Source organism: Sulfurovum sp., from assembly GCF_015493435.1.
Classification (GTDB): Bacteria; Campylobacterota; Campylobacteria; order Campylobacterales; family Sulfurovaceae; genus Sulfurovum.
Genome location: NZ_WGDD01000032.1, coordinates 40,293 through 64,988, shown reverse-complemented (window position 1 = coordinate 64,988; position 24,696 = coordinate 40,293). Strand labels below are relative to the sequence as shown.

The following is a 24,696-nucleotide window of genomic DNA, read 5'->3' as shown; positions in this document are numbered from 1 at the left end:
GTGCATATTTGTATGATGCAGATAATTTACACAAACGTCCATTGTCCAAATTGACAAGAGATATTGCCAAGGAGTTGGGATTGGTATGATATGCGAATTTAGACGGTGTTGTGAGGGCACAACACCCTACAAAATTTTAATTATGGTAACCGTAGGGTGTTGTACCATTACAACACCGTTAATATGCATACAATATAAAAACAATCCGGAGAAAAGATGCAAAAACAAAACAAACCCCTCTGTGGCATAGATGAAGCGGGGCGCGGACCGCTGGCAGGTTCTCTGGTGATGGCTGGGGTTGTACTGAAACATCCGATAGACGGCTTGATGGATTCAAAGAAACTGAGCGAAAAAAAACGTGAAGCGCTTTACCCGATCGTGGTTGAAAATGCCGAATATCATATTGTCTCCTTTTCGGCAAAGGAAGTGGATGAGCTCGGCATATCAAAGTGTTTACAAAAAGGTTTACAATACATTCAAAAACATTTGCCTGAAGCGGACTATCTTTTTGACGGCAACAGTACCTTCGGTGTAGACAATATCAGAACGATGGTCAAAGCGGATGACAAAGTCCCCGAAGTTTCAGCGGCCAGCATTCTGGCCAAGGTGACGCGTGACAGAGAAATGGTGCAGTTGGCAAAGGTTTATCCGCAGTACGGATTCGAAAAACATAAGGGGTATGGTACCAAAGCGCATATTGGGGCTTTGGTGAAATATGGCAGATGTGAAATCCATCGCAGGACCTTCCGTGTCAAAGGACTGGATGAACCTGTGCTGTTTTAAAAAGAAGTTCCGTTCACGGTCAGCTTGCCGTGAGAAAAAATGACAGTGTATATCTTTCTTCCCGCTTTCTCCACCGGCGGAACCATCATCATCATGATCATTGCTCTTGGGTCCTGTACGGTAAGGGCATACAGTGCATCGGAAACGGAAATATATGTTTTGATATCGATCGCATCCAACACAAGGAGAGGATTTTGGGAAGCGGCATTGATATTGAAGGATTTGGCGATACTGACAGTTCCGTTGATGTCAAACCCGTCTATCGTGCTGCCGTTTTCAGTGATCTTTTTGGCAGAGAGGGTATTCAGTGTGAAGGTAATACCTTTTGAGAGCATCTGCTGTGTCAGCTGACTGATGCGTGTTTTATCTTTGGGATCAGTTTTCTGCAATGCTTCAATCGCAGCAATATCGAGATTATTGGCAGTAAAGTCAAACAGCATAGTGTGGATCGTGTGTTTCTTTTGTGCTTCACTGATCTCGATACTTTCTGCTTTGCTGCGTATGACACTTTTGAGCAGGCCGTTATGTACACTGTTCTGTGTGGTATTATCTACATTTTGAGCAAGCACTGAAAGTGTCTGCCCCGAAGTGATGGCAACGGTTTTGGCATGATAGTGTGAAGAGATGTCATAGGGGCTGGTACCCGTCGCAGTGTATCGGCCCTCGATCCCGGAGATCTTGAGCTGAAGCTCTTTGTCTGCATCAAGAGAGACCAGTGCGGCCTTCTGGGAAAATTCATGGATCCTGCCTGCTTTGAAATTCCCTTCAAAGGTCATACCTTTTGCCGCAACTTTTACTTTTTCCCCGTCTTCTTCGATCGTCTCATTGATATCTTTGACATAGCCTTTGAAACCCGAGAGCATTTTGTTGAAGTCTATATGGAGCAGCAGTGCTCTTTTGTCAAGCATTCCCCTAATGTGATCTGCCAGCTGTTTGTCTTCATGGCTGAGGTCTTTCATCATCTGGTCCGGCAGGGCAACGGGATAGAGGTTGAGTGAAAGTGCAGTGGAGCGATCAGGCAGATATTGTGTCTCTACTCCGACCTGAAGGCCCTTGAGTGCCTTGGCTTCCTCCAGGGTCATTTCTACACCTTGTTTGTTTAGGTACCGTGTGATCTTTTCGGGTTCGTCAAAACGGATGATGAAATGATCTGTCTTTTGGGTACTTTTTCGTGCGTTGACGGAAAACCCGCTTTGCTGAAGTGTGCTTAAGGCATGGTTGAGTTCCTGTTTTGCTTCCTGTGTGATCTGTGCCGACCCGTTCATAAAATAATAGATCACTGCGATCAGGACAAGTCCGATGAGACCGAAAGCGAGTTTTTTCATAGCATTTCCTTTAATCATAGATACGTTTGAGGTGATCCATTTTTTTACCCATATTGAGCAGAGCCATATCGGCAAGAGTGAGTGCCATCATAGCTTCGCATACCACTGAACCCCGTATGGCGACACAGGGGTCATGGCGTCCCTTGAGGTTGCAGGTTACTTCTTCCTTGTTCGTGGTAATGGTTTGCTGTTCCTGAAAAATGGAAGGGGTCGGTTTGAAGTGGGTCTTGACAATGAGCGTATCCCCGTTGCTGATGCCTCCGAGTATGCCTCCGGAATGGTTGCTTTTAAATCCGTTGAGTGTGATCTCGTCATTGTTCTGCGAACCTTTGAGGTGGGTACTGGCGATACCGTCACCGATTTCTACCGCTTTGGCGGCATTGATGCCCATCATCGCTTCGGCAAGGATGGCATCGAGTTTGTAGTAGAGCGGTTCGCCCAGTCCCACAGGAACCCCGGTCGCAGTGGTCAGTACCACCCCGCCTACGGAATCGTGCTTCTCTTTGGCGGTCAGTATCGCCTGCTCCTGTGCCGCTTCCACAGCAGGGTCAAGCGCATAGAGTTTGGATGTTTTCGCATAGTCAAAATCCTGCTTGTTCCCTTTGATGCCATCCACTTCGCACAGTCCGCTCTGTATCTCCATGCCCAGCTCTTTGAGCATCAGTTTGGCGATGGCCCCGCCCGCCACGCGTGCAGCGGTCTCTCTGGCAGAACTTCGTCCGCCGCCCCTGTAGTCTCTCAGTCCGTACTTGTGAAAGTAGGTGAAATCGGCATGTCCCGGACGGAAGAGGTCCTTGACATTGTCGTAATCCTTCGACTTCTGATTGGTGTTGAAGATGATCATTGCGATGGGCGTACCCGTACTCAGGCCTTCAAATACGCCGGAGAGGATCTCAACCCTGTCATCCTCTTTGCGTCCGGTCTCCAGTTTGCTTTTGCCTGGTTTGCGTCTGTCGAGTTCGGACTGGATGAAAGCTTCATCTATGGTAAGGCCGGCAGGAATACCGTCAAGTATGCATCCGATCGCTTTTCCGTGGGATTCACCGAAAGTGGTGAGTGTCAGTTTCTTTCCAAAAGTGTTCACTGTTTATCCTTTCAGCTTCGCTAAGGCGATCTTTGCCGCTTTCTGCTGTGCGTCTTTTTTGCTTTTCCCTTTGGCCGAAGCGATGGTCTTGTTGTCAAGTATGACAGCGATCTCGAACTCTTTTTTATGGTCAGGACCCGAAGAACCGAGCATCTCATAGTTTGGCGTGACGCCATGTGTCGCCTGTGTCAGCTCCTGAAGTGCCGTTTTGTAATCTTTGGAAAGTGTCTGCAGATCGATTTTGGGATGGCACTCCTCGAGCAGTTTGATCGATATCTCTTTGACTGTCTGGAGACCGGCTTCAAGATAAACAGCTCCGATGACCGCTTCAAAAGCATTGGAAAGCAGAGACGGTTTGTCTCGTCCGTTATTGTTCTCCTCTGCCAGTGAAAGGTAAATGTAGGCACCGAGATTTATTTCGCGTGCGAGCAGGGTAAAGCCGCTCTCATTGACAAGCGAAGCCCTTATCTTGGAGAGGATACCTTCGTCTGATTTTGGAAATTTCTTGAAGAGGTACTCTCCGACGACAAGGTCAAGTACTGCATCTCCGAGAAATTCAAGCCGCTCATTATTGTAAGGCTTTTTGTAACTCTTGTGCGTTAAAGCCTCAATAATCAATTGCTTGTTCCTGAATGTATAGTTCAGTCTTTGTTCAAGCTGACTGTAATCGTTCATTGTTTTTGTTCCTTTATTCTGTTATTTTATGAAGGGCAACCATAAAGGATTGCCCCTACGACAATATAGCTGTAGGGGTACCCCTCGTGGGTACCTTTTAAAGGGAAGCCTTTATGCGTTCAGCTTCATTCCTTGCCAATTCGTCACAGCGTTCATTTTCCGGGTGTCCGTTATGTCCTCGTACCCAGATGCCATGTACTTGGTGCGGTGCAGCCGCTTCAAGGTAGGCTTTCCAGAGATCGACATTTTTTACTTTTTTAAAGTCTTTTTTAACCCAGTTTTCCAGCCATTCATTGATCGCTTTGACGACATAGGAACTGTCGGAGACCACTTTTACCTCACAAGGCTCCTTGAGCAGTTTCAATCCTTCAATGACTCCCCGAAGTTCCATCCGGTTGTTCGTGGTCTCTTTCTCTCCCCCAAAATATTCTTTGCGGTTTCCCCGAAATTCCAGTATGCCGCCGTAGCCGCCCGGACCCGGATTGCCGAGGCTCGATCCGTCAGAATAGAGAGTAATCTGTTTGCGGGTTTGCTTTTGCAATTTGTTCCTCCACTTCTACTGAGTTTATCGCCATGCAGTTCGGACATCTTCTGAACGAGACCGGGAAGCTCTGTTTGCATTTTGTACACAGATAGGAGAAGAGAAGGTCTCCCTTCTCAAATCCGCTTTCTCTGGCTGTTGCCAGCATATCGAGTGCAAAAAATCCGCTTTTGGCTACCGGCTGTTTTTGCAGATATCCTTTGGCATAATAAAGCGTACTGAGTGTTTCATTAGATGTGATTATATCTAAATCGAGTTGTGAATTCGGTAAGAACCAGAGGATGTCGATCACCTCTTTGATGCGCTGTGGATCGATGACTTGCCATGCTGCAGTTGTATCAAGTTTCAGCAGAGTATCAACGATCTGCCGGTAGAGTTTCGGCTCTTCCTCAAGGATCGTTTTCAATGCTTCGGCTTTTTCATCCGCACGGAGCATCTTGTCGGAGATCAGTGCGGAAAGTTCAAGGAACTTACTCAGCGTATGGGTGTCTTCATTGAGGGTATTGAGCGGCTCGATGATCTCCCGGGCTTTTTCGTAATGATGCATCATTTCATAGACGACCCCGAGTTCATAAAGCACTTTTATGTTCCGTGGGCGCTTTCTGAGGATTTCTGTATAGATCGAACGGGCACGTTCAAGGAATCCGGCATGCAGATAAGTGTTTCCCAGGCGCTCCATCAATTCCATTTTGGCAGGCTCATCAGCGATATTCTTAATGATGTAAAGATAAATGTTGATCGCCTTGTGGTACTCTCCGGAATTTTCGAATGCTTTGGCAAGCAGGGTGAGCGGTTTGAACATATGGGTTTCAAACGGCATATCATCTGTATCTAGGGAACACTCTGCACTGTCGAATTTCTCAAGGAACTTCAGAAGATTCCCTTCTTCTTTCTGCTGCCTGTAAAGTCCCCAGGCATAGGTGACGACAGAGATGATCAGTGCAATGACAATGATCAGCAGAATACTGAACAGCGGGTCATTGTATGCAGGTAGAATATTTTCCAAGAATTGCCTTTATATGTTTGTTTGCAGGGGTGATCAAATAAAATATGGTAGATTATATCAAATTAGATATAATACCGCTATGATAGATAATGCCTCCATTGAATCCCTCAAGAACAGTATCGATATTGTAGATGTGATAGGAAACTTCATCGAGCTGAAAAAAGCCGGTGCGAACTACAAGGCGAACTGTCCTTTCCACGGCGAGAAGACCCCCTCATTCGTGGTGAGTCCCAGCAAGCAGATCTACCACTGTTTCGGCTGCGGTGTAGGCGGGGACAGCATCAAATTCGTGATGGAACTGGAAAAGCTCTCCTACCCTGAGGCGATCGAAAAACTGGCTTCCATGTACAACTTTTCGCTCAACTATACCAAGGGAAGTTCGGACTATTCCGATGCCAAGCGGGTACTCGAGACCATACAGACCTGGTATGTCAAGAACCTGGAGAACAACCCCACGGCAAAACAGTATCTACTCGACAGAGGGGTCGCCCAGAGTTCCATAGAGCGTTTCGGGATCGGATATGTGCCCGACGGGAATTCTGTGATCAATTTCCTCAATTCTGCACTGCTGCCTCTGCCAAAAGCGGTAGAGGCCGGTGTCATAGCCCAGGGTGAGGGCGGAAGGTATTATGCCCGTCTGGTGGAGCGTATTACGTTTCCCATCTACTCTACGAGCGGGGCGGCTGTCGGTTTCGGGGGACGTACCATTACCAACCATCCGGCAAAATATATCAATTCTCCTCAGACCAAACTTTTCAACAAGTCACGTCTGCTTTACGGGTACGATCTGGCAAAAGAGAGTATCTACAAAAACAAGAAACTGATCGTCTGCGAAGGGTACCTGGATGTTGTAATGTTCCATCAGGCAGGCTTTACCGAAGCGGTAGCTACACTGGGTACGGCATTGACGGCCGAACACCTGCCTCTGCTCAGAAAGGGTGATCCCAAAGTGATCCTGGCATATGACGGGGACAAGGCGGGGGTTGCTGCGGCTTTGAAAGCAGCACAGATGCTGAGTGTCTCCGGCTTTGACGGCGGCGTAGTACTTTTTCCGGACGGCCAGGATCCTGCGGACCTCATTGCCAAAGGAGAGAGTGAATCGGTCGCCAAACTGCTGCGTGAGGCCAAACCGCTCATTCCTTTCGTACTTGAAAAGACGATCTATGCCTATGAGCTGAACGATCCGCGTGCCAAAGAGGCGGCCTTCGGGGCTGCCAAACAGTTCCTTGACGGCCTGAGCCCTATCATCAAGGATGCCTATATCCCCATGGCTGCGACACTGCTGGGTGTTGCCCCTGTGCTTTTCGGGCAGCAGACACAGGCAAGCAGGGCTAAAGAGAGTTTTTCCCAGAAAAAAGATGATGTGGCACAGCTGAGTATTCTCAAGACCCTCTTGGAAAAACCCGAACTCATCGACTCGGTACTGGATGTCATCGATGTCAATATGTTTGGCGGCTATGCCGCCATGTTCTCTGCGCTGATCAACGGAGAAAAAGAACATCCGCATCTCATGGGACTGGCAGTGGACGAGACCTTCCAGGTAATGGATGAAGCAGAACTTCAGGGGGTGCTTCGGAACTTTTTGATCAAACATTACGACATGGAACTTAAACATATCGTTGCCGACCGGACCATTCCCTTCGAGAAAAAGAGCTTCCTGATACGAAAGATCAAAACCGATATTATTCCGCGGCTCAAACGCGGAGAATTGGTCGCTTTTGAAAGTGCTTAGATGAATATGCCGGTTTTAAAGGCTTATTGTCGTAGTATTTCACCTACTTGAATACTCCAAAGGAAAAAACATGGCAACAGCAAGTGCAAGACATATTCTGGTGAACGACGAAGCGCTCTGCAAAGAGCTCAAAGAGAAGATCAACTCGGGCGAAACCACGTTCGAGGCAGCGGCAAAAAAATACTCGACCTGCCCGTCAGGCGCAAGAGGCGGGGAGCTGGGCACATTTTCACAGGGACAGATGGTACCCGAATTCGACAAGGTGGTTTTTAATGATGAGGTCGGTGTTGTACACGGTCCCGTCAAGACACAGTTCGGTTATCACCTGCTCGAGATCACAGAACGTTCATAAAAATGCACTAAGATGGGTAATGTTTTATCCATCTTATGCTAAAATCCTTTTCACCTAATCTTTGGGGGCTTAGCTCAGCTGGGAGAGCGCTTCGCTGGCAGCGAAGAGGTCGTCGGTTCGATCCCGATAGTCTCCACCATTAAACTTCATCTAACACCTCCCACTTTCCGCCTTTGGCACTACCGATCCGTTCTATTTTTCCTTCTTTTTTGAGTTTGTTGATCATTTTTTTGATTCCCGACTCACTCATGTTGAGTCTTAGCGCAAGTTCTTTGATCGTGATCGTACGGTCTTCTTTCATCAGTTCATATATTTTCTGGTCACTTTTCAGGGTACTTTTATGGTCACTTTTTTGGTATTCTTCGAGAAATTCTTTTACAGATTGATGAATGCTTTCAAGCATAAACTCTACAAAAGGTGTACTCTCACCGACACTACCTGCCGCTTCAAGGGCTTCATAATATGCCTTTTGATGCTCTTTGACCACACTCTCTATAGGTACATAATAAAAAATATCCCGAAAACTCCCCAGTATCACACTCTGCCAGAGTCTTCCTATACGCCCATTACCATCACTGAAAGGGTGGATAAATTCAAACTCATAATGAAACACTGAACTAGCAACCAAGGGGTGTTCTTTAGTTTTGCCAAGCCAGTCAAACAGTTCGCCTATAAGCTCAGGTACACGGTATGGCGGTGGTGCAACATGAGAGACACCCTCTTTGCCATATACTCCGACATTGCCACTTCTAAAGTGTCCTGCATTTTCCAAAATGCCACCCATCATCCGTTTATGTGCCAAAAGCAAGTCATCAAGCTTTTTAGCATCATACTCTTCTATCAACTCATATGATTTGATGGCACCTTTGACTTCCTCTATCTCCCGTACACTTCCCAGAACTCTTTTGCCCTCTATGAGTGCTGTTACCTCCTCTTCACTGAGGGTATTACCCTCTATCTGCAAAGAACCGGTTATGGAGCGGATACGGTTCTTTTTACGTAGTATTGGTGTCGTCCTGTCTTTTTTGATGGAGCTGACTTCGGTGATCATCTCGGTGATCTCATTGGTCAACAACAATATCTTTGATGTAATGGCGTATGGCGGTATATAGTTACTCATCGAACACCTTTACGCTTTTGGATAATGTTAGTCAGGTAATTCTGCTGCATTACACACCTTTTAAGATTTGTATAAGATATTATGCCAGATATGTCATTAAGCCTATAAAGCCCCAATGAATCTTTTAACAAATCATTTTCGTGTTTCATCCAAGGAAGATAAGTAAGATGAGTAGCACTTGTACTGTTTTCCAAAACAACACGACAACTCTTTTCACAATTTGCTATAATAATTCCGTCAAGATACAAAAAGAAGGTATTATTCATGAAAGCGTTTCTATTCTTGTTTCTTCTGCTGGGCGGAATGAACATTTCTTCCTATGCAGATGTCACCATGCACAAAAGACCCATCATCCCACCTCGTCCCGTGCACCCCATAGAACCTGTACGTCCTGTAGACAGGCCCATTGTCAGACCTTATGTGGATACGGCTTTTGTCGACAATAGGGTCATCAACAACACTTACGAGAGTTGTGACAAGTACAAGGACCTGATCGATGAGCTGAATGCCTACATTGACAGTCTGGAACAGCAGATCGCTGCATTTAAAGAGAGAGAATTTGCACGTATGCGCAAAAAGCTCAAAGAGAAGAATGACAAAGAGCTCAAGGCTTTTGATGAGCGAAAAAGTTCTATCAAGACAAAGAACAGCATTACGATCACGGATAAGCCGGAGAAGTGATCTTCGACTGTAGGCAACGTTCAGCATCCATGTAGTACTTTTTAAGTAAAATCATTACAAATAAACAGAAGGTACAGTACGTCCATGTTGCAAAAGAGAACCATACTATTGTCAATTATTTCTCTGCTGTTCCTCTATGGCTGCGGCAGTACAGATAAAACAAAACAGAGCGATATAGAAGAAAAACCATTAGCGGTAAAAGTCCATACGCTGAAAAAAGAGGTGTATCCTATCTGGGGAACCTTTACCGGAAAAACACAGGCAGTTGACGAAGTTATGGTCCTCTCGCGTGTGGAAGGGGAGCTTAAAGAGCGTCTTTTCAATCCAGGAGATATGGTCAAGAAGGATCAGGTTCTCTTTGTGATAGACAAAAGAAAATATCAGGCAGCCGTAGATCAGGAGAAAGCGATTTTGGAGAAGGACAGGGCCAGCCTGAAACTGGCGAATGCCAACGTAAAACGTTACCGCCCCCTGGTGAAGGAGCAGTTGGCACCCAGGGAGAAGCTTGATGAACTTGTGGCCACGCAAAAGCAGCTTGAAGCGACGATCCGTGCAGATGAAGCTGCGCTTGAAGCGGCAGAACTCGATCTCTCCTATTGTGACGTCAAAGCAAGTATCGATGGACAGATAGGGAAAGAGATGGTACTGGCAGGCAATATCGTTAAACCCGGAACGGAGTTGGCCAAAATCGTCAATGCCGAGTATCTGTATGTCAACTTCAATCCCTCTGCAGAAGAGATCGCTGTGATCCAGAAATACAAATCCCAGACCAATCCCAGTGTGAAAGTCTATTTGCGGAGCGGTAAGAAAACAAAGATCGTACTGGAAGGGAAGATCGAGTTTATCGACAGTGTCTCCAACGCTTCCACGGGGACCGTACCGGTCAGGGCAAAAGTATATAATCCGGACAGGGTCATTTTCCCCGGCAGTTTCGTGATCATCGATGTGTTGATATCTGACAAAATGCCGGTAGTGGCCGTCGATCCCGATCAGGTCTACCAAAACCAGCAGGGGCAGTATGTCTATGTCGTAGATGCCAACAATACGATCGAAGTCATGCAGATCCATCCGGTATTCAGCACTAATGATATGGTGATACTCCCGAAAGAATTCATCGGTAAAAGAGTACTGGCTGAAACGATCCGTGCGATCACTCCGGGGGTCAAGGTAACGCCGATCGAAGTGAACAATACCGTGACGGTGTCGGAATAGTCAATGTTCCCACTCTTTTTTATCGAGCGGCCGGTGGTTGCAAAGGTGATTTCGATCTTTATCGTGATCGTGGGGCTTATTGCGATGAAGCTTCTGCCTATTGCACAGTTTCCCGAGATCGTACCCCCGACGATACAGGTCTCGGCGAACTACACCGGCGGGTCGGCGGAAGTGGTCGAGAAGTCCGTGACTTCACCTATTGAAGAACGGCTTAACGGTGTCGAAGGGATGATCTATATGGATTCCATCTCCTCTTCGGATGGCTCTTCGACCATCAAGGTCTATTTTGAATTGGGCTATGATCTCGATATCGCGGCAGTAGATGTACAGAACAGGGTCGCCCTGGCTACGCCTGTTCTGCCCGATACGGTCAAACAGACAGGTGTTTCTACCAAGAAACTCTCGACCTCCATGGTGCAGATCGTGACGGTGCAGTCGAGCAATCCGAAGCATGATGCACTTTTTCTCTCCAACTTCGCCAGCCTGAATATCCTCGAAGAGCTGAAAAGGATCGATGGTGTCGGTGATGTGCAGAACATGGGGGAGCGGAAGTACTCCATGCGTATCTGGGTCGACCCGGACAAACTTTCCGCTCTGGGCCTGACTGTTAATGATGTGACGCAGGCACTACAGGACCAGAACCTGCAGATCGCCCTGGGAAAGATAGGTGAAACTTCGCTTACCTCCCAGAACAAATTCCAATATACACTTGTATCCAAGACCAGACTGGACTCAAGCAAAGAGTTCGAGAATATCGTCATCAAGGAGAACGAAGATGGCAGCAGGGTCCGCATAAAAGATATCGCCCGTGTTGAGTTGGGGGCGGAGTCCTACATGTGGTCTGCCGATCTCAACAACAAACCTGCAGCGCTTCTTGGTATCTATCAGCTCCCCGATGCCAATGCACTGGATGTTGCCCAAAAGGTACAGAAGAAACTTGAAGAACTCAAGAAGCGTTTCCCCAAAGATATCATCGTCAAGCCTACATACGATACAACTAAGTTTGTGGAAGTTTCCATCGATGAGGTGATAAAAACGCTCTTTGAAGCACTGCTTCTTGTGCTGTTGGTAGTCTACCTCTTTTTGCAGTCTTTCCGTGCGACCATCATCCCGGCACTGGCTATTCCTGTTTCGCTCATAGGTACCTTTGCCGTACTGCTGCTGATGGGTTTTTCCATCAACACCCTGACACTCTTCGGACTCATCCTGGCGATCGGTATCGTAGTGGATGATGCCATCCTGGTCGTTGAGAACGTAGAAGCCAATTTGGAAAAGGATCCCGATATCTCTGTCAAGGAGGCAACGAAACAGGCGATGAAGGAGATCTTTGCGCCGATCATCTCCACGACACTCGTACTTCTGGCTGTTTTTGTGCCTGTAACATTCATCCCGGGTATCTCGGGCGCCCTGTACAAACAGTTTGCCCTGACCATCTCTTTTGCCGTCCTGATCTCCGCTTTGATGGCATTGACACTCTCCCCGGCACTCGCAGCAGGTATCCTTCGCAGAAGGAAGGGAGAGAAGAACAGGTTCTTCACAGCCTTTGACCGTGGTTTGGAAACGGTAAAGAAGCGTTATGCCGCTTTTCTGAAAATACTCTTGAAACACTGGGTCGCCGTCATGGTAGTTTATATGCTTTTACTGGGGGCGACCTATGGTGTGTTCAAGCTTTTGCCTATAGGATTCCTTCCCAATGAAGATCAGGGAACACTGATCGCTTCCATTGCCCTGGACCCGGGGAGTATTCTGCAAAAAACAGAAGAGAGTACAAAAAAAGCCGTGGAGATCTTTAAAAAGACCAAAGGGGTATCGGATGTCATTTCCGTGAACGGTTTCAACATGATCACCGGAGCGCTCGACTCCTCGACAAGTACACTCTTTATCATTCTGGATGACTGGAAAAAGAGAAAATCCAAAGAAACCTCCGTGAAGTACTTGATGTCAAAAATGACACAAGAGGCCAGATCAAAGATTCCGTCGGCCACAGTAAGACTCTTCAGTCCGCCATCCGTACCAGGCCTCTCTGCTGTGGGAGGATTTGAATTCAAGCTGCAGAACCTCACTGCCATGCCGCTGAAAGAGTTTGGACACTATGCACGTGATTTCATAAAAAAACTGAATGCCGATAAACGTATTGCTATGGCCTATACGATGTTCAATGCCGACTATCCTCAGCTCTATGTCGACATAGACCGTGACAAGGTCTTCTCTCTGGGCTTGAAATTGCAGGATGTCTTTTCGGTACTGCGTACCTATCTTGGTTCCCTGTATGTCAATGATTTCAACAAGTTCGGCAAGACTTACAGGGTCTTCATTCAGGCAGATGAGAGTTACAGGACCAACAGAAACGATATTTCGGCCTTCTTTGTCAAGAACAGCAAGAATGAGATGATCCCGCTAAGTACGATTGTAAAAATAAGAAATATCAGCGGTCCGAACTCCATCACCCATTTCAACGGTTATCAGAGTATCGCGGTTAACGGTGTGCATAACATCAAGGGCGGATTCAGCTCTGCCGATGCGATCGCTGCCATTGAAGAATTGGCCGCGACACAGCTTCCCGCTTCGATCGGACATGCATACTCCGGGATCACACTGCAGGAGAAAGAGGCGGGTAATGCGGCAGTGTATATCTTTATACTCTCCCTGCTGATGGTCTTTCTCTTTCTTTCAGCACAGTACGAGAGCTGGATGACACCGCTGATCATCATGCTGCCTATCCCGGTGGTCATGTTCGGTGCGCTGGGCGCCAACATGCTCGCCGGCCTGCTCAACGACACCTATACACAAATAGGGCTGGTCCTGCTTATCGGGATGTCCTCCAAAAATGCGATCCTGGTGGTAGAGTTCGCCAAAGAACTGCACAATTCAGGCATGGGACTGGTGGAGAGTGCCATACAGGCTTCCGTACTAAGATTCAGGGCCATCCTGATGACCGTATTCGCTTTTCTGCTGGGTATTTTGCCGCTTGTGTTCGCTTCGGGAGCGGGTGCGGCGTCGAGACAGTCTCTGGGTACGGCGGTCTTTGGCGGGATGTTCCTGTCAACACTGTTGACATTTTTGCTGACACCGGTCCTCTTCGTCGTCCTGGAACGGCTCAAAGAAAAGTTCGTAAAGGAAGACAATGTATCTTAGGTCTCTGTTTATCATGCTCTTGTTGTTTACGGCCATACAGGCGACACCCCATACTCTTACCGTGGATGCACTGATCAAGATAGCCCTGGAGCACAGTCCGGATATCGATATCAGCCGTTTCGATTTCGAAGGGGCTCAGCAGCGTGCCAAATATACGGAAGGCTTTTATCTTCCGAGGCTGGATGCGGCGCTGAATGGCGGAAAACAGCGGGCAGAGCTTAAGAACCATACCACGAACTATTCTGACATGCTGGCCGGTTCGCTGGGGGTTTCCCAGCTTCTGTACGATTTTGGGAAAACATCCGGCAGGATCTCGGGTGCCCATGCCGAGACTTTGGCACTGCAGGCACAGATGCAGCAGGTTATTTCCGACAAGATCCTGGAAGTCAAGCAGCGCTATTATGATATTCTGAAAACCAAAAGCATCATAGAGGTGGAGCGGAAGAACGTGAAACTGCAGGAGGAACAGCTTCATCGTGCCCAGAGATATCTTGCCTCTGGTATTAAAACGATCATCGATGTTTCCGATGCCAAAGTACGCCTGGAACAGGCACGCCTGGACCTGGAGAATGCCCGGTATGAACTTGAAGAACAGCGGGCCAGACTGGAAGAGACGCTGGGCTACGTCCCCTACAACGGTAACTACATTCTCTACAGTAGAAAACTCTCCCTGCCTAAAGTGAGCAAGACACTGCCCCGGGTAAAAACCTCTCTTTACCGTTTGCAGTCCTTCGCCTATGATCACCGGTATGTACTGCAGAGTTCCAGACATATCGTCTCCGGGGCCAAAGCCAATGTGAAAGCGGAAAAAGGCGACTACGCTCCGACCATTACGCTGAACGGCCAATACAGCAGACAACACGTGGATGACACTGTGCTGGCACTCAGCCCTGAAGAACAGGGGCAGGTCACGGTCACGATGAACTGGAATCTTTTTTCCGGTTTTCAGACTGATGCCAGCGTCGAAGAGGCGAAGATCAATGTGCTCAAGGCTTCTTCGCAGGTGCAAAGTGTCAAACTAGCCATCAAGCGCCAGGTACTGGAGGCACATATCTCTCTGCGCAGGAACGGGAACAATGTCAAGCTTTCCGAGGGGATCGCCCATGCCAGTCATCAAAAATTCATTCAGGCACAAAAACGCTACGAGAACGACCTTTCGGACTACATCGAACTGCAGGATGCCCAGCAGGGGTACATTCGTTCCCTCTCCGATCTGGTCAATGCCTATTACGATTATTTTATCGCACTGGCACAGCTCGATCATGCCATAGGCCGATGAGATCGACAGTATGCGCCTGCGATTAATAAGCGTGTATGGATATCATTGAATGTTGATTAAAGTTTTGGGAAGTTATGTTGGTGACCCCTAGGAGACTCGAACTCCTGTAACATGGATGAAAACCATGGATCCTAACCGCTAGACGAAGGGGCCAACAAAATAATAGTGTACAAGATACAAATGGTGACCCCTAGGAGACTCGAACTCCTGTAACATGGATGAAAACCATGGATCCTAACCGCTAGACGAAGGGGCCATTCACAACTTGTGGACGAAATTATATAGATTGACCGCTTAAATAACTCTTAAGTTGGGTATAATTTACCTAAAAAACAGGAATTCAAATGCGATATCTGAAATATATTATCATTTTTTTAGTGTTATGGTCCCTGTGGGGATGCAGCGAACCAAGCTACAGCCAGCAGAACAGTGCCTACATCGTGCTCAAAACCCCTACGGTCAAATATGCCGATATGGGCTTCCTTTATGAAAACAGTGATGCGGTCAAGGCAGAGATATACAGTAGCGGTCAGGCACTGATGACATTGAAGATATCCAAAGATTCTATCTGTATGAGCCGCCTGAAGTGTATGTCCAAGAATACATTTAATGCACAGGTACTGAACCGTGATTACCCGAAGGATATTGTGGAAAATATTTTCCGGGGAAAACCGGTCTTCAACGGTGTGAATATGACGAAAAAAAGTAACGGCTTTACACAAACGATCAAAAATCCCGGCAAATACAACATTGAATACAGGGTTTTAAATAATGAAATTCTCTTCCGTGATACAATAAATGAAATTCTCATCAAGGTGATCAAACAATGAAGTTCGTAGGAGCGCATGTCAGTGCAAGCGGCGGAGTGGATAATGCACCGCTTAACGCTATGGCCATAGGGGCAAAAGCATTTGCTGTATTTACAAAGAACCAGAGGCAGTGGGTGGCCAAACCGCTGGAAGCAAAAACCATAGAAGCCTTCAAAAAAAACCTTGAAACAGCAGGTATCCTTCCCAGGCATGTACTCCCCCATGACTCCTACCTGATCAATCTCGGGCATCCGGAAGCAGAAAAACTGGAAAAATCGAGGAATGCTTTTATTGATGAGCTTGAACGCTGTGGGCAGCTTGGAGTGGACAAGCTGAACTTCCACCCCGGTTCCCATTTGGTGAAGATCCCCAAAAAAGACCCGGAGTATGAAGAGAAGCTGATGGAGGCAGAACTGAACTGTCTCGATGTGATCGCCGAGTCGATGAACCTTGCCATTGAAGCGACCAAAGGTTCCGATGTCAAACTGGTCATTGAAAACACGGCAGGGCAGGGCTCCAACCTCGGCTACCGTTTCGAACACCTGGCACACCTCATAGAGAAAGTAGAGGACAAAAGCAGGGTCGGCGTCTGCCTTGACACCTGCCATACTTTCACCGCCGGCTACGACCTGCGTACCAGAGAAGCGTATGATGAAACGATGGATGCTTTCGAGTGCATCGTCGGGTTCAAATATCTGATGGGTATGCACATCAACGATTCCAAACCGAAACTGGGTTCCAGGGTGGACAGGCATGCCTCACTGGGACAGGGAGAGATCGGCTGGGATGCTTTCAAATTCATCATGAACGACCCGCGCATGGACGACATACCGCTCATTCTGGAAACCATCGATGAATCGCTCTGGCCTGAGGAGATCAAGGCACTCTACGCGTTGGTGGAAAAATAGACATAAGCGTGCGTCACCTTGAACTTGATTGAGGATCCTTGGCGGATATTGAATCAAGTTCAACATGTGATGGACATAAAAAACAAGGAGAAGAAAATGAAAACGATCGTAAAAGGGCTGGCACTGAGTGCCGTGGCGGGAAGCATACTTATGGCAGGCGGGTACAAGATACCTGAACAGTCTCTTAATTCTATGGCGCTGGGTGCAGCGTATGTGGCACATACAAGCGGTGCGGATACAGCTTATTTCAACCCGGCCAATATGGTTTTTATGGAAGACAGACAGTACATAGAAGGCGGACTGACCCTGGCGCATCTGCCGCAAACTGACTATGTGCTGATGGCGCCTTACAGCGGAAATACGGAAACAGAGAATATTGTCATTCCCAATTTGCATTATGTATCCAATGCGATAGGCGATTTCAGATGGGGTGTGAGTCTAACCGCACCGGGAGGATTGACCAAGAAATGGAATACACCGTATCAGAAAGCTTTTGCACAGGAGTTTACACTCAAGATACTGGAATTGAACCCTTCTGTTTCCTACAAAGTAATGGATAATCTCAGTATCGGTGCAGGTGTAGGACTTGTATACAGTACCGGCGTTGTGAAAAGCGATGCTACAAGTATCGGGATGCCTCTGACTGTCAATATGGATGGAGATACGGTCGAGTTCAGATATAATCTGGCACTCAGCTACAAACCGACTGCAGATATTACGCTTGCAGCAACCTACCGTTCGAATGTGGACTTGAAAGAAGAGGGAACTGCGACGATCAACGGGCATGCTATGGATGCCAGTGTAACGGTGCCTTTGCCAGCTGCGCTAAATATCGCAGCGAGCAAAACATGGGCCAATACATTTACACTTGAAGCGGTTTATGAAAGGACATACTGGTCAACCTATAAAAATCTGGAATTTGTAGGTACCCCTCTTCCTGTGACACCTAAAAACTGGCAGGATACCAATACCTTCAGGATCGGTGCTACGATGGTGATGGATAAAATCACCATGATGATGGGATTTGCGATCGACGAAACACCTGTGCCTGTTGAAAATTTAGGTTTTGAACTGCCTGACAGTGATGCAAAGATCTTTTCCATGGGATTCAGATACCAGCAAACCCAGAACCTTTCCTGGGGTGCGGCACTTTTGGTTGACTCCAAAGATCCTGTCAGTATGCCAAAGGGTGTCAATGCGAACCCTGTTCTGAACAACGGCGGATCATTTAACGGAGGAGGTGCCGTCTTGACAACATTGAGTGTGGCATACGAGTTCTAAAATGGAGTACCCCTACAGTAATTTTTATGAGTTTCTGTTCGCTCAGGCACAAAGACACAGACGCAAGGTCGCCCTTTTTGTTGATGATGAAAAGATCACGTATGGTGTCCTGCTTGAAAAGATTGACAGGTTCGCCGCCTTTTTGTCTCAAAAAGGCATCAGGGAAGGCGACAAGGTCGCACTCTTCCTGCGCAATTCTCCGGAATTCATCTATACTGTATTTGCTGTATCCAAAATAGGTGCGATCACTGTCCCTGTCAATACCTTCCTCAAAGAGGAAGAACTCAGTTATATTCTCAAGGACAGCGAGAGTACGGTACTGATTGCTTCAACCGTCCATGCAGAAGTTGTGAACAGGTCGAATGCACAGGTTCAATGCCAACTGCTTGTCTGGGAAGGTGCTTCACCCCCGCTGGATGAAAAAAATGTCAGTTTTTCAGAAGCTTTGGCAACATCTGCCGAGACGGCCCATGTTGTGAGAGGTCTTGACGATACGGCAGTATTGATCTATACTTCCGGCACGACCGGAAAACCAAAAGGGGCGATGCTCAGCAATAAAAACCTGCTTTCCAATATTGAGTTTGCAAGAAAACTGATCAAAGTAAAACCTAAAGACCGTGTTATTGTATTTCTGCCCATGTTCCACTCTTTTACCTTTACGGTCGGGGTGATCATGCCTCTGTATGTCGGGGGAAGTATGGTGATCATAAAATCACTGCAGCCTTTCTCCAATATTTTTAAACAGGTACTGACAAAACGGGTTACACTTTTCTTTGGTATACCCAATGTGTACAATGCGCTGGCAAAAGCAAAGCTTCCGTGGTATTTTTTATGGTTCAACAATATACGTGCCTTTATTTCCGGGGCATCTGCCTTACAGCCTAAAACCCTTGATGCTATGGCAAAAAAGTTCAAAAGGGCCAAACTGCTTGAAGGCTATGGTCTGAGTGAGGCAAGTCCTGTTGTCTGCGTGAACACACTGAAAAAACAGAAAGCAGGTTCAGTAGGTACGGCAGCCTACGGGTATGAGATCAAAATCGTTGATGAAGAAATGAACGAGCTTCCTCACGGGCAGATCGGAGATATTATTGTCAAAGGCGACCATGTTATGCAGGGGTATTTCAAGCGTCCCGAAGCAACCAGGGAAACCATTGTAAATGACTGGCTTTTGACAGGAGATATGGGATACATGGATGAAGAAGGTTTTCTTTTTATCGTAGATAGGAAAAAAGATCTTATTATTTCCAAAGGGATCAATATTTATCCGCGTGAAATTGAAGAGATTATCGATGCTTTTGACGGAGTTTCCGCTTCTGCGGTGATTGGTATGAAAGACGAGAAAAGCGGCGAAATACCTGTTGCCTATATTGAGCTTGAAGCAGAAAAAGACAGTTACAGCGAGTCGGGCCTGAAGGCACACATGAGGGAGCATCTTGCAAATTTCAAGATTCCAAAACAGATACATATTATTGATGAACTGCCCAAAAATGCTACAGGCAAAGTGCTCAAACGCGTGCTAAAAGAGCATTTGAATGCATAGGACGGCGCCCTATATCCGCCCGGTGAAAAAGGAAGAAACATCAAAGCGATTGTAAATGGTAAACTGATTGTCAACGATCAAATCACGGAAGAGAAGATCCTTCTTTTTGATAAAACGATCGTTGCGGTGTGTGATATGCGGAATCTAAGCGGCATCGAAGTGATCGATGCCAAAGGGCAGTATGTCTCTGCGGGTTTCATAGACCTGCATATACATGGTTCAGGCGGTGCTGATGTGATGGATGCTACACCGGAGGCTCTTCAGACCATATCTGAAACCCTGGTTCAGACGGGTACTACTTCTTTCCTTGCTACTACCATGACGATGTCAACATCTGCTATTGAGAATGCTTTACAAAATGTAAAACAGCACGCCTCCCTTGTAAAGGGTGCCAGGGTCATAGGTGTTCACCTTGAAGGGCCTTTTTTGAACCCGGAAAAACACGGTGCACAGGATAAACAGTATATTCGTGAACCCAGCGTTGAACTCATCGCGCCGTATCTCGACCAGATCAGGATGATCACGATGGCTCCGGAAATAGCAGGAGCGGAAAAATTTATCCGGATGCTTTCCGGGAAATTCCCCCATATTATTTTAAGTATCGGGCACAGCAATGCAAGTTTTGAGCAGAGTAAAGAAAGTTTTGCATGGGGCATTACCCATGCGACACATCTTTTTAACGCAATGAACCCCTGCTTTCACAGAGAACCGGGGATCACCGGTGCCGTGTTCGATTCAGATATTACCTGTGACATTATTGCGGATAGGGTGCATGTACATCCGTCTGTCCTGAAACTGACCCACCGGATAAAAGGTGACAAACTGATGCTCATTACCGATGCTATGCGCGCAGGATGTATGCAAAACGGTTCTTACGATCTGGGAGGAAGGCCGGTGAGTGTTGAAAACGGCAAAGCTGTTTTACAGGACGGTACATTGGCCGGTTCTGTTCTGAAACTGAATGAGGCCCTTCGGAATATGACGAACGTTTCCGATATGACACGTATTGAGGCAGTCAATGCTGTCACCTGCATACCTGCGAAAAAACTGGGATTGGACCTAGGGAAGCTGGAAAACGGTTATGCTGCGGACATAGTCATTTTTGATAAAGATTTCAGTATCATAACAACTATTGTCGAGGGTGAAGTGAAATACAATAAAGGATAAACAGTGTTTGGATTTTTAAAACGAAAAAATAGAGAGATTCTTTCTCCGGTAGACGGTCAGGTCATAGAAATAGAAAAAGTGGACGATGAGGTCTTTTCCGCTAAAATGGTGGGTGACGGTGTTGCGGTCATTCCGGTTTCCAATACTTTCTGTGCTCCCATAGACGGAACAATAACCAAGATATTTACGACCAACCACGCGTACAGTATCAAAAGCGACAAAGATCTGGAAGTGATGGTCCATATCGGTCTTGATACGGTTTCTCTGAACGGAGAGGGCTTTGAACGGCTTGCGAACGAAGGTGACGAGATCAAGGCGGGCGATCCTGTGATCAGGGTTGACCTGCCCTATATTACCGAACATGCCAAAGATATAGTCACTCCCGTCATTGTCTCCGATGAAAGTGACGTCAGGGAAATAGAAAAAACAATAAAGATCGTAAAATGTGCCGATCTGATCATGGAGGTAAAATAATGCCACGGGGGGATAATATCTATCATTACGTAGCCTATGCTGTTGTACTTGTTATTTTTTTTATTGTTTTGAAGAGTCCAAAGAAAAAAAAATAGGTTCAGAACTTCAGGTAATGTTTGGGTAAGCCATTTCTTATATAGTATGAACTATGATGAAAATATTATTGCTTGAAGATGACAAAATACTGTGTGACAGCCTGAAAGAGCTGCTGGAATATGAAGGATACGATGTCGATAAGGCTCATCGCGGTACCGAAGTGTTCGATTTGACATTTCCTACGGTGTATGATCTTTATATTTTAGATATCAATGTGCCTGACACGGACGGCTTTGATGTCCTTTCCGCACTCAGAGAAGCGGGAGATGATACCCCTGCGATCTATATTACAGCATTGACGGATATCAATTCAATTTCCAGAGGGTTTGAGATCGGTGCGGAAGATTATATTAAAAAACCTTTCGATCCCGAAGAACTGATCATCCGTATCAAGAACAAATATGAACGAACGGGCCAATGGATCGTTCTTGGCGATATTCGCTATGATCCGGTTTCACGAGTCATAGAGAAAGAGGGGAAAACAGTTATTCTCGGAGAAGTACAGCATAATCTTTTTCACAGTCTGATCACGGAACAAAATAAAATTGTCAGCAGCTATACCCTCATGGATATGCTTGAACAGCCGAGTGCCAATGCATTAAGGGTCAATCTGGCAAAACTGAAAAACAAACTGGGTATCGAGATCAGAAATATCAGGGGGCAGGGGTATATGATTGAAAACGTATGAGGTAGAGTCTTTTGTCAAAAGTTTTTTTATTTTTCTGATACTGCTCGAAATACTGCTGGCTATTAATTTCTGGTATGAATTCAGAGTTAAAAAGATCGAGCTTGAAAAAAAGATTGAAATAGAAATGAAACTATGTGCCTATACGGTGCAGTGTGAAGGCTTGAAAACGGATTTTGTCGACAAGGGAAAAGATACAGAAGAAAATATTCTGTACAAGGATAACGATTTCATCAGTTATTTTGCACTGCCGAATGTCAAGAAATCTCTCATGAAAGTGGTCTATCCCAGAACCAAATACGAAGCACATATTCAGGAGATAAAAGTACTTCTGGAGAAGAGATTTCTGCTTTATTCCCTGGTTGCAGCACTTATTTCGTTTTTATTTTCCATTTATGCCCTGTTGCCTCTGCACAGGGCACTGCGTCTGAATGAAGAATTTGTAAAAGATATTCTGCATGATTTCAACACACCGCTTACCTCGATGAAGATCAATTTTCAGCTTTTTAAAAAAGAGATCGGTCCCAATCCGAAGATTCAAAGGGTGGAAAACAATATTGAAACCATTCTTTCTCTCCAAAATAATTTACAAGTCTTTTTGCAGGAAGCACGTACCCAGGTAGAATATGTCGAACTTCAGACGCTGACCCGGGAAAGGGTTTCTTATTTTCAGGTACTGTATTCGGATGTTGCCTATCACATCGATGTTCCGGCAGTTAAGATCGTAACAAACAGAGATGCGTTCATACGGATACTTGATAATCTCCTGAGTAATGCAGGCAAGTACAACAAAACATCAGGAGAAGTTTTTATTGTGTTCAGCGGTACGATACTGTCGATCAAAGACACAGGCAAAGGTATTGAGGAACCTTCAAAAGTATTCAGGCGTTATTACAAGGAACAGGAGAGAGGCATAGGGATCGGGATGCATATCGTGAAAAAACTTTGTGATGAAATGCATATCGGCATAGAAGTTAAAAGCCAGGTGCATCAGGGAACGGAGATCCGCCTGGATCTTTCCCGTATTATGGGTTAGTTCTTTGACTGCTGCTGTTTCAGCAAGACCATGATACGCTTTTTTATCTCAGGGTCTTTGTCCTTTTTGTACGCTTCTATCAGTGTTTCCAGGGAACCTTCGGTTAAAAGTGTTTCTTTCCGAAGTTTGGAGAGACGTGTTTTGAGGCTTGCCAGCTGGCCGCTGCTGAGTGTTTTGACGGTCTGGGGATCTTTGAGGTAACGGTCCAGCTCAGCTGACGAAGCGTAGTGCAGATAGTAGGGGTACAGAGGCTTTATCTGAGTATTTTCCGAATCTGTATCCATGAGAGTAACAGACTGTCCCTGTGTTGACTGTGTTGGATTTTCATTTGCTTCTTTTTCTTTTGGCCGGCGGTGATAATCTTTTACTTCGAACATGAGTGTTTTAACCCCTTTGTATCGGCGCAACCCTACTTTTGTCCTGTATCCGAGTGCTTTCAAGTCTGCGGTGCGGTATCCTATCTTGGCAAAAGAATGCAGCATATGTCTTTCTCTGTGACGGGAAGTGATCTTCAGTTTGACCACCGGAAGATTTCTGTGGGAAAAATGGTACAGCGTATAGGTATTGTGATGACGCAGTACAAGGCCGAGATCATGCTTGTGCCTATTATAGAGGAAAAGATATTTCTGTTTTTTCCATACCGGTTTCAACTCACTTCTTGCAAAATAGGCTCTGTAGTGTTTGACCTCGGGAGTGGATTTAACAAGGGTGACCCGGTTAATTTCATTAAATAGGAACAGTTCATTGACTGAACATCCATTCATAAGGAACAAAAGAACAATAAGTACAAAATGTTTCAATAGGCTCTCCTGTGAATTATAGTGAATAATTATATTGATTATAGCAAATTTTGATTTAAGTGCAGGGATGTATAAAAAAGTGGAATACGATCTGCTCTCCGGCAAAAATGCCGGAGTAAGTAAAATTTAAGAAGTAAGGCTAATGGAGGGCTATATGTTCTCTGTGAACTCCTTTGAAAAAGACTGTATCAAATATCTGATACAGTCAAATTATAGTGAAAGAGTATTACCTCAGTATTACCTGTCTGCTATGATTTAAGATAAATGGTTTTTTGTGTCTACGGATATAGAAAGGTCCAGATAAGTGTAGTAAAGAAGACACTGAATGGGAGGGTCAGTATTGCAATAAGCACGGTGGCTAAAATAAGTTCTTGCATTGTTTATCCTTTGGAGTGGTTTGTCCGATTCGGATATGGTAATATCCGAACTCCTAAAGTATAATGCAATACCGTGACTCTATTATTACCTGCAGAAGCGTACTTCAGCCGGTTTTTGGTTTACTATATCTATCACAAGGTATGATGAAATGGAAAAAGGATGATATGCCCCGGCATATTGCCGGGAAGGAGTATAAGGAAAATTTAGGAGTTATGTTTTTGGTACGTTATTTGTTTTCTGTCTGATCCTTTTCGCTGCTGTTCTTGTCGTCCTGTTTTGTTTTCGGAACCTGTGGCTCTTCACCTGGAGCTGCCTGTGTGGTGTCTTGTGCCGCCATAGTGATGGTGGATTTTACCTTTTCCATATCGTTTGCATGTGCAAAGAGGCTTGTGAGTGCAAGTATGCTTGCAAATGTAAGAAGTTTTTTCATGATTCGTCCTTTGAAAACCGCAGCAATGTTCTATGCATCACTGTGGATAAAATAATTGTATCGGATATCTGCTGTCCGACCCCAAAATTATAAGATAGGACTATTACCCCAGTATTACCTCGGCGCTACTTTGGAAGAGGCAGCATATTGGTTTCAGGAGAACAAGG

Annotated in this window: 23 protein-coding genes and 3 tRNA genes; 16 read left to right on the top strand and 10 right to left on the bottom strand. The window is 46.0% G+C overall.

The genetic code is table 11. From position 1 onward, the window contains the following. The first annotated feature begins 216 nt into the window (after positions 1 to 216). The gene (locus F8L24_RS06360) at positions 217 to 783 is read left to right on the top strand and encodes a ribonuclease HII (RefSeq protein WP_294953331.1); all 567 of its coding nucleotides are present in this window, start codon (positions 217 to 219) and stop codon (positions 781 to 783) included. On the opposite strand, the gene F8L24_RS06355 is transcribed toward F8L24_RS06360, so the two are convergent. The 5 genes from F8L24_RS06355 to F8L24_RS06335 all read right to left on the bottom strand — a co-directional run bounded on the left by F8L24_RS06355 (position 780) and on the right by F8L24_RS06335 (position 5,414). Then, positions 780 to 2,108 (bottom strand): hypothetical protein, encoded by a 1,329-nt coding sequence (locus F8L24_RS06355; RefSeq protein ID WP_294953328.1) that lies wholly within the window; start codon positions 2,106 to 2,108, stop codon positions 780 to 782. The genes F8L24_RS06360 and F8L24_RS06355 overlap by 4 nt on opposite strands. Before the next feature lie 10 nt (positions 2,109 to 2,118). Beyond that, positions 2,119 to 3,192 (bottom strand): chorismate synthase, encoded by a 1,074-nt coding sequence (gene aroC, locus F8L24_RS06350; RefSeq protein ID WP_294953325.1) that lies wholly within the window; start codon positions 3,190 to 3,192, stop codon positions 2,119 to 2,121. A gap of 3 nt (positions 3,193 to 3,195) precedes the next feature. After that, the gene (rnc, locus tag F8L24_RS06345) at positions 3,196 to 3,867 is read right to left on the bottom strand and encodes a ribonuclease III (RefSeq protein ID WP_294953323.1); all 672 of its coding nucleotides are present in this window, start codon (positions 3,865 to 3,867) and stop codon (positions 3,196 to 3,198) included. A 97-nt stretch (positions 3,868 to 3,964) separates the two neighbouring features. Next, positions 3,965 to 4,408 carry a ribonuclease HI gene (rnhA, locus tag F8L24_RS06340; RefSeq protein ID WP_294953320.1) on the bottom strand — a complete coding sequence of 148 codons (444 nt, stop codon included), beginning with the start codon at positions 4,406 to 4,408 and terminating at the stop codon, positions 3,965 to 3,967. Further along, complete coding sequence (locus F8L24_RS06335) at positions 4,368 to 5,414, bottom strand: hypothetical protein (protein WP_294953318.1); 1,047 nt, start codon at positions 5,412 to 5,414, stop codon at positions 4,368 to 4,370. Before F8L24_RS06335 ends, rnhA begins: the two co-directional genes overlap by 41 nt. Before the next feature lie 79 nt (positions 5,415 to 5,493). Here F8L24_RS06335 and dnaG point away from each other — a divergent pair, with 79 nt between their 5' ends. The 3 genes from dnaG to F8L24_RS06320 all read left to right on the top strand — a co-directional run bounded on the left by dnaG (position 5,494) and on the right by F8L24_RS06320 (position 7,637). Beyond that, complete coding sequence (gene dnaG, locus F8L24_RS06330) at positions 5,494 to 7,146, top strand: DNA primase (protein WP_294953315.1); 1,653 nt, start codon at positions 5,494 to 5,496, stop codon at positions 7,144 to 7,146. A 70-nt stretch (positions 7,147 to 7,216) separates the two neighbouring features. After that, positions 7,217 to 7,498, top strand: coding sequence for a peptidylprolyl isomerase (locus tag F8L24_RS06325; protein ID WP_294953313.1), 282 nt, complete (start codon positions 7,217 to 7,219; stop codon positions 7,496 to 7,498). Between the two features lie 63 nt (positions 7,499 to 7,561). Continuing rightward, positions 7,562 to 7,637, top strand: a tRNA-Ala gene (locus tag F8L24_RS06320). Here F8L24_RS06320 and F8L24_RS06315 read toward each other — a convergent pair. Continuing rightward, positions 7,638 to 8,618 (bottom strand): Fic family protein, encoded by a 981-nt coding sequence (locus F8L24_RS06315; protein ID WP_294953310.1) that lies wholly within the window; start codon positions 8,616 to 8,618, stop codon positions 7,638 to 7,640. A gap of 264 nt (positions 8,619 to 8,882) precedes the next feature. On the opposite strand from F8L24_RS06315, the gene F8L24_RS06310 reads away from it, so the two are divergent. The 4 genes from F8L24_RS06310 to F8L24_RS06295 all read left to right on the top strand — a co-directional run bounded on the left by F8L24_RS06310 (position 8,883) and on the right by F8L24_RS06295 (position 14,925). Further along, positions 8,883 to 9,299: a hypothetical protein gene (locus F8L24_RS06310; protein ID WP_294953307.1), complete on the top strand. Its 417-nt coding sequence runs from the start codon at positions 8,883 to 8,885 to the stop codon at positions 9,297 to 9,299. Positions 9,300 to 9,407: 108 nt separating this feature from the next. Next, on the top strand, positions 9,408 to 10,511 hold the full coding sequence (locus F8L24_RS06305) for an efflux RND transporter periplasmic adaptor subunit (RefSeq protein WP_294953304.1): 1,104 nt from the start codon (positions 9,408 to 9,410) through the stop codon (positions 10,509 to 10,511). 3 nt (positions 10,512 to 10,514) lie between these two features. After that, on the top strand, positions 10,515 to 13,646 hold the full coding sequence (locus F8L24_RS06300; protein ID WP_294953302.1) for a multidrug efflux RND transporter permease subunit: 3,132 nt from the start codon (positions 10,515 to 10,517) through the stop codon (positions 13,644 to 13,646). Further along, positions 13,636 to 14,925, top strand: coding sequence for a TolC family protein (locus F8L24_RS06295; protein WP_294953299.1), 1,290 nt, complete (start codon positions 13,636 to 13,638; stop codon positions 14,923 to 14,925). Before F8L24_RS06300 ends, F8L24_RS06295 begins: the two co-directional genes overlap by 11 nt. Positions 14,926 to 15,003: 78 nt before the next feature. Here the strand turns inward: F8L24_RS06295 and F8L24_RS06290 are convergent. Together F8L24_RS06290 and F8L24_RS06285 are read right to left on the bottom strand one after the other, a co-directional pair. Further along, positions 15,004 to 15,078, bottom strand: a tRNA-Glu gene (locus F8L24_RS06290). 28 nt (positions 15,079 to 15,106) lie between these two features. Next, positions 15,107 to 15,181: transfer RNA gene (locus F8L24_RS06285), tRNA-Glu, on the bottom strand. An 88-nt stretch (positions 15,182 to 15,269) separates the two neighbouring features. On the opposite strand from F8L24_RS06285, the gene F8L24_RS06280 reads away from it, so the two are divergent. The 8 genes from F8L24_RS06280 to F8L24_RS06245 all read left to right on the top strand — a co-directional run bounded on the left by F8L24_RS06280 (position 15,270) and on the right by F8L24_RS06245 (position 22,921). Further along, entirely contained in the window at positions 15,270 to 15,755 is a 486-nt protein-coding gene (locus tag F8L24_RS06280) for a hypothetical protein (protein ID WP_294953296.1), read from the top strand. Further along, positions 15,752 to 16,642 (top strand): deoxyribonuclease IV, encoded by an 891-nt coding sequence (nfo, locus tag F8L24_RS06275; RefSeq protein ID WP_294953293.1) that lies wholly within the window; start codon positions 15,752 to 15,754, stop codon positions 16,640 to 16,642. Before F8L24_RS06280 ends, nfo begins: the two co-directional genes overlap by 4 nt. 96 nt (positions 16,643 to 16,738) lie before the next feature. Further along, the gene (locus F8L24_RS06270) at positions 16,739 to 17,923 is read left to right on the top strand and encodes an outer membrane protein transport protein (protein WP_294953290.1); all 1,185 of its coding nucleotides are present in this window, start codon (positions 16,739 to 16,741) and stop codon (positions 17,921 to 17,923) included. A gap of 1 nt (position 17,924) precedes the next feature. Then, the gene (locus tag F8L24_RS06265) at positions 17,925 to 19,463 is read left to right on the top strand and encodes a fatty acid--CoA ligase (protein ID WP_294953287.1); all 1,539 of its coding nucleotides are present in this window, start codon (positions 17,925 to 17,927) and stop codon (positions 19,461 to 19,463) included. Between the two features lie 39 nt (positions 19,464 to 19,502). Beyond that, the gene (nagA, locus tag F8L24_RS06260; protein WP_294953333.1) at positions 19,503 to 20,630 is read left to right on the top strand and encodes an N-acetylglucosamine-6-phosphate deacetylase; all 1,128 of its coding nucleotides are present in this window, start codon (positions 19,503 to 19,505) and stop codon (positions 20,628 to 20,630) included. 3 nt (positions 20,631 to 20,633) lie between these two features. Next, the gene (locus F8L24_RS06255) at positions 20,634 to 21,104 is read left to right on the top strand and encodes a PTS glucose transporter subunit IIA (protein ID WP_294953285.1); all 471 of its coding nucleotides are present in this window, start codon (positions 20,634 to 20,636) and stop codon (positions 21,102 to 21,104) included. 148 nt (positions 21,105 to 21,252) lie between these two features. Then, positions 21,253 to 21,888, top strand: coding sequence for a response regulator transcription factor (locus tag F8L24_RS06250; protein ID WP_294953282.1), 636 nt, complete (start codon positions 21,253 to 21,255; stop codon positions 21,886 to 21,888). Next, positions 21,875 to 22,921 (top strand): HAMP domain-containing sensor histidine kinase, encoded by a 1,047-nt coding sequence (locus tag F8L24_RS06245; protein ID WP_294953279.1) that lies wholly within the window; start codon positions 21,875 to 21,877, stop codon positions 22,919 to 22,921. The genes F8L24_RS06250 and F8L24_RS06245 overlap by 14 nt, the downstream gene beginning before the upstream one ends. On the opposite strand, the gene F8L24_RS06240 is transcribed toward F8L24_RS06245, so the two are convergent. Further along, positions 22,918 to 23,721 (bottom strand): hypothetical protein, encoded by an 804-nt coding sequence (locus tag F8L24_RS06240; RefSeq protein ID WP_294953277.1) that lies wholly within the window; start codon positions 23,719 to 23,721, stop codon positions 22,918 to 22,920. The genes F8L24_RS06245 and F8L24_RS06240 overlap by 4 nt on opposite strands. 604 nt (positions 23,722 to 24,325) lie before the next feature. After that, complete coding sequence (locus F8L24_RS06235) at positions 24,326 to 24,529, bottom strand: hypothetical protein (protein WP_294953273.1); 204 nt, start codon at positions 24,527 to 24,529, stop codon at positions 24,326 to 24,328. Positions 24,530 to 24,696: the final 167 nt, after the last annotated feature.

Excerpts from the sequence above, each read along its gene's own strand:
- F8L24_RS06355 (WP_294953328.1), bottom strand. The coding sequence starts at position 2,108 with ATGAAAAAACTCGCTTTCGGTCTCATCGGACTTGTCCTGATCGCAGTG.
- nfo (WP_294953293.1), top strand. The coding sequence starts at position 15,752 with ATGAAGTTCGTAGGAGCGCATGTCAGTGCAAGCGGCGGAGTGGATAAT.
- F8L24_RS06270 (WP_294953290.1), top strand. The coding sequence starts at position 16,739 with ATGAAAACGATCGTAAAAGGGCTGGCACTGAGTGCCGTGGCGGGAAGC.
- F8L24_RS06295 (WP_294953299.1), top strand. The coding sequence starts at position 13,636 with ATGTATCTTAGGTCTCTGTTTATCATGCTCTTGTTGTTTACGGCCATA.
- F8L24_RS06265 (WP_294953287.1), top strand. The coding sequence starts at position 17,925 with ATGGAGTACCCCTACAGTAATTTTTATGAGTTTCTGTTCGCTCAGGCA.
- F8L24_RS06280 (WP_294953296.1), top strand. The coding sequence starts at position 15,270 with ATGCGATATCTGAAATATATTATCATTTTTTTAGTGTTATGGTCCCTG.
- F8L24_RS06325 (WP_294953313.1), top strand. The coding sequence starts at position 7,217 with ATGGCAACAGCAAGTGCAAGACATATTCTGGTGAACGACGAAGCGCTC.
- F8L24_RS06300 (WP_294953302.1), top strand. The coding sequence starts at position 10,515 with ATGTTCCCACTCTTTTTTATCGAGCGGCCGGTGGTTGCAAAGGTGATT.
- rnc (WP_294953323.1), bottom strand. The coding sequence starts at position 3,867 with ATGAACGATTACAGTCAGCTTGAACAAAGACTGAACTATACATTCAGG.
- F8L24_RS06310 (WP_294953307.1), top strand. The coding sequence starts at position 8,883 with ATGAAAGCGTTTCTATTCTTGTTTCTTCTGCTGGGCGGAATGAACATT.
- F8L24_RS06360 (WP_294953331.1), top strand. The coding sequence starts at position 217 with ATGCAAAAACAAAACAAACCCCTCTGTGGCATAGATGAAGCGGGGCGC.
- F8L24_RS06250 (WP_294953282.1), top strand. The coding sequence starts at position 21,253 with ATGATGAAAATATTATTGCTTGAAGATGACAAAATACTGTGTGACAGC.
- F8L24_RS06235 (WP_294953273.1), bottom strand. The coding sequence starts at position 24,529 with ATGAAAAAACTTCTTACATTTGCAAGCATACTTGCACTCACAAGCCTC.
- F8L24_RS06315 (WP_294953310.1), bottom strand. The coding sequence starts at position 8,618 with ATGAGTAACTATATACCGCCATACGCCATTACATCAAAGATATTGTTG.
- dnaG (WP_294953315.1), top strand. The coding sequence starts at position 5,494 with ATGATAGATAATGCCTCCATTGAATCCCTCAAGAACAGTATCGATATT.